9 protein-coding genes are annotated in these 12,414 nt (G+C 62.5%); 1 reads left to right on the top strand and 8 read right to left on the bottom strand.

Annotation, left to right across the window (positions count from 1 at the left end; translation table 11 throughout):
- Window positions 1–51: 51 nt before the first annotated feature.
- The 4 genes from P5706_RS13480 to P5706_RS13465 all read right to left on the bottom strand — a co-directional run bounded on the left by P5706_RS13480 (window position 52) and on the right by P5706_RS13465 (window position 3,592).
- Window positions 52–867 carry a sugar phosphate isomerase/epimerase family protein gene (locus P5706_RS13480; RefSeq protein ID WP_200434125.1) on the bottom strand — a complete coding sequence of 272 codons (816 nt, stop codon included), beginning with the start codon at window positions 865–867 and terminating at the stop codon, window positions 52–54.
- A 1-nt stretch (window position 868) separates the two neighbouring features.
- Entirely contained in the window at window positions 869–2,068 is a 1,200-nt protein-coding gene (locus P5706_RS13475) for an NAD(P)/FAD-dependent oxidoreductase (protein ID WP_285679528.1), read from the bottom strand.
- A 2-nt stretch (window positions 2,069–2,070) separates the two neighbouring features.
- Window positions 2,071–2,391 (bottom strand): MocE family 2Fe-2S type ferredoxin, encoded by a 321-nt coding sequence (locus P5706_RS13470; RefSeq protein WP_017134582.1) that lies wholly within the window; start codon window positions 2,389–2,391, stop codon window positions 2,071–2,073.
- 115 nt (window positions 2,392–2,506) lie between these two features.
- Window positions 2,507–3,592, bottom strand: a complete 1,086-nt coding sequence (locus tag P5706_RS13465; protein WP_285679527.1) for a fatty acid desaturase family protein — start codon at window positions 3,590–3,592, stop codon at window positions 2,507–2,509.
- A gap of 161 nt (window positions 3,593–3,753) precedes the next feature.
- Here P5706_RS13465 and P5706_RS13460 point away from each other — a divergent pair, with 161 nt between their 5' ends.
- Window positions 3,754–4,803 carry a LacI family DNA-binding transcriptional regulator gene (locus tag P5706_RS13460; protein ID WP_285679526.1) on the top strand — a complete coding sequence of 350 codons (1,050 nt, stop codon included), beginning with the start codon at window positions 3,754–3,756 and terminating at the stop codon, window positions 4,801–4,803.
- A gap of 726 nt (window positions 4,804–5,529) precedes the next feature.
- On the opposite strand, the gene yghU is transcribed toward P5706_RS13460, so the two are convergent.
- From yghU to P5706_RS13440, 4 genes are read right to left on the bottom strand one after another with little or no spacing between them, the layout of a single operon-like run.
- Window positions 5,530–6,366, bottom strand: a complete 837-nt coding sequence (gene yghU / locus P5706_RS13455; protein WP_200434129.1) for a glutathione-dependent disulfide-bond oxidoreductase — start codon at window positions 6,364–6,366, stop codon at window positions 5,530–5,532.
- Between the two features lie 2 nt (window positions 6,367–6,368).
- Window positions 6,369–7,814, bottom strand: a complete 1,446-nt coding sequence (locus P5706_RS13450) for an efflux transporter outer membrane subunit (RefSeq protein WP_285679525.1) — start codon at window positions 7,812–7,814, stop codon at window positions 6,369–6,371.
- Complete coding sequence (locus P5706_RS13445; protein WP_285679524.1) at window positions 7,807–8,976, bottom strand: efflux RND transporter periplasmic adaptor subunit; 1,170 nt, start codon at window positions 8,974–8,976, stop codon at window positions 7,807–7,809. The genes P5706_RS13450 and P5706_RS13445 overlap by 8 nt, the downstream gene beginning before the upstream one ends.
- 1 nt (window position 8,977) lies before the next feature.
- Window positions 8,978–12,157, bottom strand: coding sequence for an efflux RND transporter permease subunit (locus P5706_RS13440; RefSeq protein WP_285679523.1), 3,180 nt, complete (start codon window positions 12,155–12,157; stop codon window positions 8,978–8,980).
- Between the last annotated feature and the right edge of the window lie 257 nt (window positions 12,158–12,414).

Genomic DNA, 12,414 nt, shown 5'->3' with positions numbered 1-12,414 from the left:
TGAAAGTCCACAGGCTAAGGGCGGTTTTAACCCGCGCAGATTAGCAGATCATCAATGACTGCTCTCCCACACCTGGCGAATCAGGGTTTTGAGCTTCAGCGCCTCGGCCCAGCGGTCGCTGATTTCAGCGCCGTCTGCGTCCGTGATTGCATAGGGCGGCGGGCCCAGTTCACAGGTGAATGACAGGCTATCGGGCGTGTCCGGCCGGGCCAGCCAGTCTTCGATCCCGTAGCGCCACCAGCCGGTAAAGCGCTCGACCCAGGCTTGGTGCTGGGGAAAATCCACAGAGACCTGCACCTGTTCACTGCTGGCCACACGGCCGTGAAAGCCCCAGCTGTGGCGCAATATCGTACGTATGTGTTCGTCGTCCTCTAACGCGCCGGGTTCGGGCAATTCCCGGCCGACGACGTAATGGGACAGGTCGGCCAGCAGTTTCAGGTCGGGCATCTGTGCGAGCAGGTCGAGGGTAAACAGCAGGTCGTTGGTGAGGCGGTAGCGATGGGTCTCCAGCAGGATCGGAAAGTCCACCTGCTCGGCCAGGCGCTGCCAGCCTTCGGCCAAACGGGCCGCCTCAGCCAGCGTGCGCGGGCGCACATCGGCCTGCAGCGTGAGATGGTGGCAGCCGTAGCGGCTGATCACATCCAGCGCGGCGGCCAGGTCATCCACCGTTTGCGGGAACAGTTGGCCTTCGATCTGCAAGCCCCTGGCGCTGGCGGCAGCGTGCAGGCGCGCGACCTCGGCGGGTTTCCAGTAATGGTCGGTGATGCCGTCAAAGCCGGCGGCAGCGATGCGATCGAGCTGGGCTTCCAGCGGCCCGGGTTCTGTTTGCATGGCCCAGAGGGATTGGAACACCAGCAATTGGCGCATATCAGCCTCGCAGCAAATGTTTAAGGGAAACATCCGGGTCGGCCAGGTCGGCCGTATTGAGTGCAATGCGCGCGCTGATCAAGCGTTCGCACAGCTTGATGTCCTTGGCCACGCCATTGCCGAGCGCCCAGCCGCAAGCGCCTTTCAGGTGCCCGTCGGCATCCAGGTAGAACAGCAGCAAACCGCCGCCCGGCAGTGCCCGGCTGACCGTCAGCGGGGTCATCACGCCAACGGTCTGCAAGCCCCAGTCGTACTGGTCGGACCAGAAACCCGGCAGCGCCTCGAACGGCAGCTCACGCCCCAACAGGTTGAGTGCGGCGTGGCGGCCTTGGGCTTCGGCATTGCGCCAGGTTTCCTGGCGTTGATACAGGCCGCCCAGGCGAAACTCACACACATCGCCCGCCGCATAAATGTTCGGCGCGCTGGTGCGTAGCTGCGCATCGACGCGAATGCCCTGCCCTACTTCCAGCCCCGCCGCTGCGGCCAGTTCAAGGTTGGGTTGCATGCCAATGCCGACCACCACCCGATCGCACGGCAAGCGTTGCCCATCGACCAGTTGCACCGCGTCGGCGTCAATCGATTCGAGTGCCACATTCAAGTACACCTCCACGCCCTGCTGACGATGCAAATTCAGCAGCGCTTCGCTGATCACCGGCGGCAACACCCGGCCCGCCAAGCGTGGGCCTGCTTCAAGCACTGTTACCTGGCAGCCCAGGCCGCGCGCGGTCGCCGCCACTTCCAGGCCGATAAAACCACCGCCGACCACCACCAGCCGCATGCCGGGGCGCAAGGCGTCGCGCAGGGCCAGCGCCTCATCATGGGTGCGCAGGTAAAGCACGTTAGCCTGCTCCACAGACCAGCGTCGCGCGCGGCCGCCGGTGGCCAGCAGCAAGCCGGCATAGGCCAGCCATTGGCCGTCGGCCAGTTGCAGCCGATGCTGTTGCGGCTCCAGGCGCGTGACCGGGTTGCCGGCGATATGGTCGATGCCCAACGCGGCCATGCGCTGGCTGTCGCACAGGCTGCAACCCGCCAGGTCCGTGCTGCCTTGCAGCAAGCCTTTGGACAACGGCGGACGCTCATAGGGCATGTGCGATTCATCGCCGATCAGGATCAGGCGCCCGGTGTAGCCTTCTTCGCGCAAGGTCAGCGCCGCACGGCCACCGGCATGGCCGGCGCCGACGATGATCAAGGGTGCGTTCATGCTCACGCCGTCACGGCGAGTAAAACCCGCCCCGCTTCGACCCGTACCGGGTAGGTTTTGAGGTTGACGCACACCGGCGCGCCGAGCGCCTTGCCGGAGCGGTAATCAAAGCGCCCGTTGTGCTTGGGGCACTCGATCACATGGTCCATCACCAGGCCGTCGGCCAAGTGGATTTTCTCGTGGGTACACAGGCCGGCAGTGGCAAAAAACTCGTTCTCGGCCGAGCGGTACACCGCGTAGGTGTGCGGCCCATGGTCGAAGCGCAGCACGTCTTCTTCGTCTATTTCGCCCACGGCACAGACGTCGATCCATTGATCGTTCATGGTGTTGTTCTCTCTATGAATGGCCTTCCTTGTGGCGAGCGAGCTTGCTCGCGCTGGGCTGCGAAGCAGCCCCAAGTTCAGCAGTCGAGTGGTGTCGGAAAGAATGCGGTGGTTTTTATTGGGGCTGCTGCGCAGCCCAGCGCGAGCAAGCTCGCTCGCCACTGTGAGTGGGGCGCTGCACGAAGTAGGTCGGGTCGCTGCGCTGCTTCCAGATCGTCGGCAGGATCTCCCTGTACGCCGCAAAAATATTCGCGTACGGCGGCGGGCAGTCGCTGCGGATCTCTTCGTGCAATTGCGCCAACGCGTGGTACGGCACCATCGGGTACATGTGGTGTTCGAGGTGGTAGTTCATGTCCATGTAGATAAAGCGCAGCACGCGATTCATGTAGATCGTGCGGCAGTTGCTGCGATGGTCGAGTACGTCCTCGGCCAGGCCCACATGCTGGGTGAGACCGAACAGATAGCCGAGCCAGGCGCCATACAGGCTTGGCAGGCCGACCAGCATCAGTGGCAGCCAGCTGTGCAGGTACAACGCGGTGCCGATCACCAGCGCATAAATGCCGACCCAGATCCGCGCAGCACGAAACACCTTGGGCCATTCGGATTCGGGGATGAAATTCTGCTCCTGGGCGCTCATCTTGCCGATCGCATGGCGCGCCACGCCGCTGAAGGTTTTCCAGGCCAGCGGCAGGTTGAACAGGCTCAGGCCCATCATCAACAGGCTGGGCGGGCGCGGCTCGACGATCTCCGGGTCACGCCCGACCACGATGGTGTCGGTGTGGTGCCGCGCATGGCTCCAGCGCCATACATGCGGTTCGAAAATACACATGAAACTCGCCACCTGGTACAGCCCATCATTCATCCAGCGGGTCTTGAAGGCGGTGCCGTGGCCGGTCTCATGCCAGCGCGGGTTGGACGCGGTGCCGTAGAGCACGCCGTAAGCCATAAAGAATGGCACACAGGCCCACGAGCCCCAGAACCAGTAGCCGCCAAAACCCGTAACCAGCAGCGCCGACACCCACAGGGCCGTATCGAGCAACGCCGGGCCGTCGCGGCGCTGCATCAGTTCTTTCATGCGTTTACGCGAGATCGGCGATTGATACCAACTGGCCGAGACCAGGCCCTTTTCAGCGGCGCGGGCAGCTTCAGGGCCGGTGAGGCTGTAGTCGCGCCGAGCGCGGTGAGCGGTGTGTTCAGGCATTGTTATTGTTCTCCGCAAGCGTTGGGTAACAGGTGCTTTGCGAACAAACCATAGAGCGCGGATAAATCCGCCTCAAGGCCTTGAATCCATTCCCTATCAAGCTATCATCCAGGCCCAGCGAGGCTTGATAGTTTTCTATCAAGACGCTTGAGAGGCCTGTCATGAACAATAATAAACGCCCGACCATCGCCACTGTCGCCGCCCAGGCAGGCTTGAGTGTGGCCACCGTCGACCGTGTGCTCAACGCGCGTGCGCCGGTGAATCCGCAGACCGCCGAGCAGGTATTCCAGGCCGCTGAAGCCGTGGGTTATTTTGCCGCACGGCTGATCGGCCAGCGCATTCGTGAGCGGCGCCCCACCTACCGTTTCGGCATCCTGCTGCTGGGCACCGCCCAAGCGTTTTACGCCAACCTGGCAGCGTCGATCAGCCAAGCCGCGCAGCATCACGCCACGGCCAACCTCACTTGCCAGTTCGAGTACATTCTCGACCGCACACCCAGTGCCATCGCCGCGCAAATCGAGCAACTGGCGGTGCAATGCGACGCGCTCGCCGTCGTCAGCTTCGCCCACCCGTTGATCAACGCCACACTGGCGCAGGTTCGCGAAGCCGGCGTGCCGGTGGTCGCGTTGCTGTCGGATATCCACGAACAAGCCTTGGAGCCGTATGTGGGCCAGGATAACCACGTGGTCGGGCGCACCATGGGCTGGCTGCTGGCGCGCACCTGCGGCGCACGCAAAGGCAGCGTCGGCATCCTGTTGGGCGGCCATCGTTTTCTCGGCCATCAGGCGCGGGTTGAAGGCTTGCACAGCTACCTGGCCGAGCATGCGCCGGGCCTCAAGCCATTGGAGCCGCTGATCAACCTGGACAACAGCGATATCACTGAGGAAGCCACCCTCGACCTGCTCACCCGCCACACCGACCTGCGCGGGCTGTGCGTGGTGGGCGGCGGTGGTGACGGCGTAATCAATGCCCTGGCGCAACTGCCCAAACGGCCGGCGCTGTGCTGCATTTTGCAGGAGTCCACCGCGTTGTCGCGTGAGGCGCTGAGCCGGGGTTTGATTGATGTGGTGATGGACTCGCAGCCTCGGCAGACGGCCACCGCGCTGATCGAATTGCTGGTGCAATTGCAGACCGCCGAGGCCTTCGACCCACTGCGGCACCGAGTGCATATCCCACCGCAGATCGTGACCTCGGAGAACCTGTCCAACTGATACACAACGATCAAAAACTGTGGGAGCTGGCTTGCCCGCGATAGCGGTGGGTCAGTTAAGCATTTATCGACTGACACTGCGCAATCGCAGGCAAGCCAGCTCCCACAGTTTGATCGAGTTTCAGTCCAGATGGGTGTGTTTTAACCGCCTCGGCCAGCGCAACGTATGGGTGCAGTTCGAGCAGTGCTACAAATAGTTTGGAAGAATATGGAGGTCCAAATGTGGGAGCGGGCTTGCTCGCGATAGCGCAGTGTCAGTCGCCCATTTTATAACTGACCCACCGCAATCGCAGGCAAGCCAGCTCCCACAGTTTGATCGAGTTTCAGTCCAGATGGGTGTGTTTTAACCGCCTCAGCCAGCGCAGCGTGTGGGTGCAGTTCGAGCAGCGCTACAAATAGTTTGGAAGAATATGGAGGTCCAAATGTGGGAGCGGGCTTGCTCGCGATAGCGCAGTGTCAGTCGCCCATTTTATAACTGACCCACCGCAATCGCAGGCAAGCCAGCTCCCACAGTTTGACCGGGTTTCAGTCCAGATGGGTGTGTTTTAACCGCCTCAGCCAGCGCAACGTATGGGTGCAGTTCGAGCAGTGCTACAAATAGTTTGGAAGAATATGGAGGTCAAAATGTGGGAGCGGGCTTGCCCGCGATTGCGGTGGGTCAGTTGCAAATTTATCGACTGACACTCCGTCATCGCAGGCAAGCCAGCTCCCACAATTTGACCGGGTTTCAGTCCAGGTCGGTGGCGTTGTGGCGCTCAGCCAGTTGCTCCGCAGGCTCGCCGGACACCCGGTTCACTCGCCGCCCACGCTGCACCGCCGGACGGGCTTCAATCGCCTCGGCCCAGCGCAGTACATGCTTGTACTCGTGCACCGACAAAAACTCCGCTGACGCCCCATACAAACGGCCTTTGACCAAGCCGCCATACCACGGCCAGATCGCAATATCGGCAATGGTGTACTCATCGCCTGCAATGTACTCACTCACTGCCAGGCGCTGGTCGAGCACGTCCAGTTGACGCTTGGTTTCCATCGCAAAACGGTTGATCGGGTATTCCATCTTACTCGGCGCATAGGCGTAAAAATGCCCGAAGCCGCCGCCCAGGTATGGCGCGCTGCCCATCTGCCAGAACAGCCACGACAAACACTCGGCCCGTGCGGCAGGCTCGGTGGGGAAGAACGCGCCGAACTTCTCGGCCAGGTATTGCAGGATCGCACCCGACTCGAATACCCGAATCGGCGTGTCACCACTGTGGTCCATCAAGGCCGGGATCTTGGAGTTGGGGTTGACCGCCACAAAGCCGCTGCCGAATTGGTCGCCGTCGCCGATCTTGATCAGCCACGCGTCATATTCCGCGCCGGTGTGCCCCAGGGCCAGCAGTTCTTCGAGCAGGATGGTGACCTTCTGGCCATTGGGTGTGGCCAGGGAATACAGCTGCAACGGGTGTTTGCCGACCGGCAACTCTTTCTCATGGGTCGCACCGGCAATGGGCCGGTTGATGCTGGCGAAAGTGCCGCCACTTTCGGTGTCCCAGGTCCATACCTTCGGGGGTACGTAGTCGCTCATACTCACTTCTCCTTGGTTTCAATACTGTTCGATGCAGCCAGTTGGGCCACGTTCCATCCGCCACCCAGCGCCTTGATCAGGCCCACATTAGCGCTTAATTGCTGGGTTTGCAGTTGCAGGACACTGCGCTTGGCTTCCAGCGCCGCCACTTGCGCGGTCACCACATCCAAATAGGCCACGGCGCCCTGGCGATAACGCGAGGTCGACAGGTCTTCGGCGTATTGCGCGGCGGCGGCCGCGTCACGCTGGTCATCCAGGGCACTGCCCAGGCCCGCGATCTGCGACAGGTTGTCTTCCACTTGCTCGAAAGCGCCCAGCACCACGCCACGGTATTTGGCCGCGGCCTCGTCGGTGGCAGCCTTGGCGATATCCACCTGGGCCTGGCGCGCGCCGCCATCAAATATCGTACCTACCAAAGACGGGCCGATGGCCCAGAACAGATTCGGCGCGCTGAGCAAACGGGCAAACTCGTCACTCTGATAACCGCCCTGGGCGCTCAAGGTGATCTGCGGGAACCATGCAGCCTTGGCCACGCCGATACGCGCATTGGCCGACGCGATGCGACGCTCGGCAGCGGCGATATCCGGGCGGCGTTGCAGCAGGCTCGACGGCACGCCGGTGGGCACGTTGGGCAAGGTAATCGGCGCCACATTCACGGCGACGCTATAGCTCGATGCCGACTCCCCCAGCATCGCCGCAATCGAATGTTCCAGCACCGCCCGTTGAACCAGGCTCTGGTTGAGTTGGGACTTGACCGTCGACAGCTGCGTGCGTGCCCGCGCTACATCCAGCCCGGAGACAATGCCGCCGCCGTGCAAACCTTCGGTCAGGCTCAGGGCTTTGGTGTAGGCGTCGCGGGTCTGCTCCAGCAGTTGGTTCTGCCAGTCGATTCCACGCAGGCGGATATAGCTGTCGGCCAGTTGCGCTTGCAGGCTCAGGCGCACCGACGCCAGGTCGGCCTTGGCCGCCTCCGAGTCGCTGGTGCCGGCCGCAACCGTGTCACGCACGCGGCCCCACAGGTCGACTTCATAGTCCACCTCAAGCCCCAGCGTGGCGGAATTGTAAACGTCCGGCGAGGTGGCCGAGCGCAGCGGTTTGGTGTCCGACTGGCGAATACGCTGGCCGCTGCCGATGGCTGAGAGCTTGGGGAACAGCCCCGAACGGTCCTGGGCCAGGAACCCCTGGGACTGCTGGTAATGCGCGAGTGCCGCGCTCAAGTCCGGGTTATTTTTCAGCAACTGCTGCTGCATAGCGTCCAGTTGCGGGTCGTTGTAGATGCGCCACCAGCCGTCACGGTTGGCCTGGTCGTTGGGCGCACCGACGGTCCACGGGCCTTGGGTGTGAAACTGCGCGGCGATGGGTGTTGGCGGCACATTGAGCGGCGGCGCCAGCGAACAGGCGCCCAGGCTCAAGGTGACGAGCAGGCCCAGCAGGTTGCGCTTAGCCATGGGGTTTGGCCTCGGCGGAAGCGGCAGCCAACTGCACCGAGTCATCATCGGCCAGGCCATCCGGCGGCGTATCGATCACGCGGTCGGCCGCTTGCAGGCCGCTGGCGATTTCCACGCTGTCGCCAAAGTCACGGGCGATGGTAACGGTCTTGAAGTGCACATGGTCCTGGCTGTCGAGGGTGGCGACGCGCATGCCCTTGTCATCAAAAACCAGGGCACTGGACGGTACGCGCAGCACGTCGGCCTGCACCGGCAAATCAAACTGCACGCTGGTGTAGCCACCGGGCAGCAGGCGGCCGCCGGGGTTGTCCACCAGCAGTTGCACCAAGGTGCTGCCGGACGCGGCGTTGACCGCATCGGCGGTGGCGATCACCTTGCCGGTGAAGGTTTCGCCGCGATACTCCGGCACACTCAGGCGCGCCGTGGTGCCTTCGCGAATCTGTGGCGAGAAGGTCTGCGGCACTTGCACATACACACGCAGGCGGCTGACGTCGGCCACCGCAAACAGCTCTTTGCCGGCGGCGCCGCCAGCGCTGATCAACGCGCCCACGTCGGTACTGCGCGCGGTGACCACACCGGCAAACGGCGCGACCAGATGCTGGAAGCCCTTGGTCGCCACCAACTGTTCGACATTGGCTTTGGCCGCTGTCACTTTGGCCTGTTTGGCGGTCAGGTCGCCGGTGCGCTCGTCGACGTCCTGACGCGACACCGAGTCGGTCGCCAGCATCGCCTGCCAGCGTTTGGCGGTAGTTTCGGCCAGGTGTTCATCGGCCTGGGCCGAGGCCAGGGTGGCGCGGGCTTGCAGCAGTTGCTGGTCGAGTTCCGGGGTGTCGATTTCGGCCAATACCTGGCCGGCTTTGACGCGCGAGCCGATGTCGACATTCCAGGATTTCAGGTAGCCATTGACCCGGGCAAAAATCGACGCGCGCGAATAGGCTTCCATACGCCCCGGCAAGTTGAGTACCGGGCCTTGCGCTTGCACCACAGGCTTGACCAGGTTGACGCTGGGCAGCGCCTGCGCGTCGGTCCAGGTCTTCAGATCACGCGATTCACTGGCACGCACGCTCAGGCCGACACCGACGATGACTACGACCGTCACCGCGCCCACGATCAGCCACAGCAGGCCACGGGACGACTTTTTTTCAGCAATGGAAACGGACATGTCAAACCCCTTGGGAAACGGTAGTCGCCAGCGTGGCGTGTTGGCGACGCCCGTGGACCAGACTGAAAATCAATGGCACCAGAATCAACGTAGCGATGGTGGCAAACGCCAGGCCGCCGATCACCGCACGCCCGAGCGGCGCGTTCTGCTCGCCGCCCTCGCCCAGGCCCAGGGCCATGGGCGCCATGCCGATGATCATCGATATAGCGGTCATCAACACCGGCCGCAGCCGCGTGAAACCGGCTTCCAGCGCGGCCTGCACGGCATCGCCATGCACAGCCAGGCGCTCACGGCAGAAGCTCACCACCAGGATGGCGTTGGCGGTGGCCACGCCCATGCACATGATCGCCCCCGTCAAGGCGGGCACCGACAGCGGCGTATGCGTGACAAACAGCATCCACACAATGCCCGCCAATGCCGCCGGCAACGCGGTAATGATCACAAACGGGTCGGCCCAGGACTGGAAGTTGACCACGATCAGCAGATAGATCAGCACCACTGCGCCCAACAGGCCGAACAGCAAGCCACTGAAGGCCGCGTTCATGGTCTGCACCTGGCCCTGCAAGATCACCTTGGAGCCGGTCGGCACTTCACCGGCGTGGGCCACGATGATTTTCTGGATATCGGCAGCGACGCCACCCAAATCCCGGTCCTGAATCGCCGTCAGCACCTCGACCACCGGCTGGATATCCGACTGACTGAACACCGAACTGCTGTGGCTGCGCTGGATATTCGCCAGGCCGCCCAAGGTCTGGTCGGTGGCCGCGCCATTGCTGCCGCTCAGCGGCAAGTTGTGCAACGCTGCCAGGCTGTCCAGGTTGTATTGCGGGGTTTGCATCACGATCGGGTAGGAAATGCCGTTGGCCGGGTTCAACCAGAACGTCGGTGCCACCTGGCTGGAGCCCGCCAAGTTGACCACCAGACTGTTGGTCACGTCACGTTCGGTGAGGCCGACCAACTGCGCACGGGTGCGGTCCACGTCGATATTGAATGTCGGCAATTGCCGCGACTGCTGGATGCGCGCATCCACCACCCCCGGTACCCGGCGAATATCACGCAGCAGCGCGCTGGCATAGGTGAAGTTGCCCGCCAGGTTATTGCCGGTGATTTGCAGGTCGATCGGTGCTGACGAACCGAAGTTGAGGATCTGCCCGACAATGTCCGACGCCGGGAACGAGAACACCGCGCTGGGGAATTCCCGTGGCAGGGTTTCGCGCAATTGGCGCATGTACTCGGCCGTCGGGCGGTGGCCTTCGTTGAGGCTGATCTGGATATCGGCGTCCTGGGAACCCACGGTGCCGGTGTTGTTGTACACCACGTTGATACCGCTGATGGACAGGCCGATGTTGTCGACCAAGGCTTTAAGTTCCTGGGCCGGGACTTTGCGCCGGATCGCGTTTTCGATGTCGGCGATCAGGTGCGCATTACTCTCCACCCGTGTGCCCACCGGAGCGCGGACGTGCAACAGGATCAGCCCGGAATCGACCTCGGGAAAGAAGTTGCGGCCCAGGAACGGCACCAACGCAAACGACACGGCGACAAACGCCAGCAGGCCGATCACTACCGCGCGACGATGGTGCAAGGCGCTGTGCAATACGCTGTGGTAACGCTCGCGAAAGGCTTCAAAACGCTTCTCGAAACCGCGCTGGAAATTCACCAGCGGGTTGCGCGACGGTACGTGCCCGTCGTCGCCGTGTAGATGCGGCTTGAGCAGGTAGTTGGCCAACGTCGGCACCAGGGTCCGCGACAGCAGGAATGAGGCGATCATGGCGAAGATCACCGCTTCGGCCATCGGCACGAACAGGAAACGCGCCACACCATCAAGGAAGAACATCGGCACAAACACGATGCAGATACACAGCAGCGAGACAAACGCCGGGGTCACGATCTGCGCCGCCCCGTCGAGGATTGCCGTCTGCACCGGCTTGCCCTGCTCCAGGTGCCAGTTGATGTTCTCGATGGTTACCGTGGCATCGTCCACCAGAATACCGACGGCCAGCGCCAAACCGCCAAGGGTCATGATATTCAGGGTTTCGCCCAGCGCCGATAGCGTGGCTATCGAGGCCAGGATCGCCAATGGAATCGAGGTGGCAATGATCACCGTCGAACGCCAACTGCCGAGGAACAGCAAAATCATCAGGCTGGTCAGCGCCGCCGCAATCAAGCCTTCACGGGCCACGCCGCTGATGGCCGAGCGCACGAACAGCGACTGGTCGCCGATCAAATCGATATTCAAGTTGGGCGGCAACGCAGCCTTGTTGTCGGCAAGCTTTTCCTTGATCCCGGCGATCACGCCCAAGGTCGACGCCGAACCGGTCTTGAGCACCGGCAGCAGCACCGAGCGGTTGCCGTTCACATGCACAATGTTGGTTTGCGGCGGGTTGCCGTCGCGCACGGTGGCCACGTCACGGATCAGCACGGTGGTGCCGTCGGCGGTTTTGATCGGCAGGTTTTCCAGGTCATGGAAGTCCGACGGCGAGTTGTTCAGTTGCAGGTTGAATTCGTAGCTGCCGATCTTCTGGGTGCCTACCGGGGTGATCAGGTTCTGCGTGGCCAGGGCGGTGGCGACGTCCTGCGCCGACAGGCCACGGGCTTGCATGCGCGCCGAATCGAGGTCGATCTGCACCTGCCGGCTCTTGCCGCCAAACGGGTATGGCAGGGCCGCGCCGGGCACGCTGGTGAGCATCAGGCGCACCTGGTTCAGACCGATATCACCCAGGCGCTGTTCGCTCAGCCCCGGCCCAGAGAGTGCAAGCTGCACAATCGGCACCGTGGAGGCGCTGTAGTTGAGCACCAGCGGCGGCACGGTGCTGGGCGGCAATTGCCGCAGGATCGCCTGGGACACCGACGTCACCTGGGCGTTGGCGGTACTGATGTTGACGCCGGGCTGGAAGAAGATCTTCACAATCCCGTAGCCGTTCATCGACTGCGCTTCGATATGGCGAATGTCGTTCACGGTGGTGGTCAGCACCCGCTCGAACGGCGAGGTGATGCGCCCGGCCATCTGGTCCGGCGGCAAACCGGTGTACTGCCAGATCACCGCAATCACCGGAATGCGGATTTCCGGGAAGATGTCCGTCGGCGTGCGCCAGGCCGCCAGCGGTCCGACAATCAGGATGAAAATGGCCAATACCAAAAAGGTATAGGGGCGCAGCAAGGCGATGCGCACGAGGTTGAGCATAGGAGGTGATCCAGACAGGAGATTGGTCGGTCAAGCAGGCTTCGCCATGCCGTTTTCCCGCCTCGCCCCATGCACTTCCTGGGGATTTTGTAACGACATCCAGGTCACAAAGAGGCATATGCCACGATATCGAACTTAGTGGCATACGCAACTAATTTGTTTCAAGCTGTCTCAGTCTTCATCTGGAACGTCAGTTCGGTCCGAAAGGCCTTGTCCTGACAGGTCGCGCAGGCATAATCAGCCGCGTCGTGTTTTGT

The organism is Pseudomonas sp. ChxA (assembly GCF_030263855.1).
Lineage (GTDB): Bacteria > Pseudomonadota > Gammaproteobacteria > Pseudomonadales > Pseudomonadaceae > Aquipseudomonas > Aquipseudomonas fluorescens_CB.
Note: the sequence above shows the minus strand (reverse complement) of the source record. Positions and strands in the feature narration are given on the sequence as shown.

Excerpts from the sequence above, each read along its gene's own strand:
- P5706_RS13450 (WP_285679525.1), bottom strand. The coding sequence starts at position 7,814 with ATGGCTAAGCGCAACCTGCTGGGCCTGCTCGTCACCTTGAGCCTGGGC.
- P5706_RS13460 (WP_285679526.1), top strand. The coding sequence starts at position 3,754 with ATGAACAATAATAAACGCCCGACCATCGCCACTGTCGCCGCCCAGGCA.
- P5706_RS13445 (WP_285679524.1), bottom strand. The coding sequence starts at position 8,976 with ATGTCCGTTTCCATTGCTGAAAAAAAGTCGTCCCGTGGCCTGCTGTGG.
- P5706_RS13465 (WP_285679527.1), bottom strand. The coding sequence starts at position 3,592 with ATGCCTGAACACACCGCTCACCGCGCTCGGCGCGACTACAGCCTCACC.
- P5706_RS13440 (WP_285679523.1), bottom strand. The coding sequence starts at position 12,157 with ATGCTCAACCTCGTGCGCATCGCCTTGCTGCGCCCCTATACCTTTTTG.
- yghU (WP_200434129.1), bottom strand. The coding sequence starts at position 6,366 with ATGAGCGACTACGTACCCCCGAAGGTATGGACCTGGGACACCGAAAGT.
- P5706_RS13475 (WP_285679528.1), bottom strand. The coding sequence starts at position 2,068 with ATGAACGCACCCTTGATCATCGTCGGCGCCGGCCATGCCGGTGGCCGT.
- P5706_RS13480 (WP_200434125.1), bottom strand. The coding sequence starts at position 867 with ATGCGCCAATTGCTGGTGTTCCAATCCCTCTGGGCCATGCAAACAGAA.
- P5706_RS13470 (WP_017134582.1), bottom strand. The coding sequence starts at position 2,391 with ATGAACGATCAATGGATCGACGTCTGTGCCGTGGGCGAAATAGACGAA.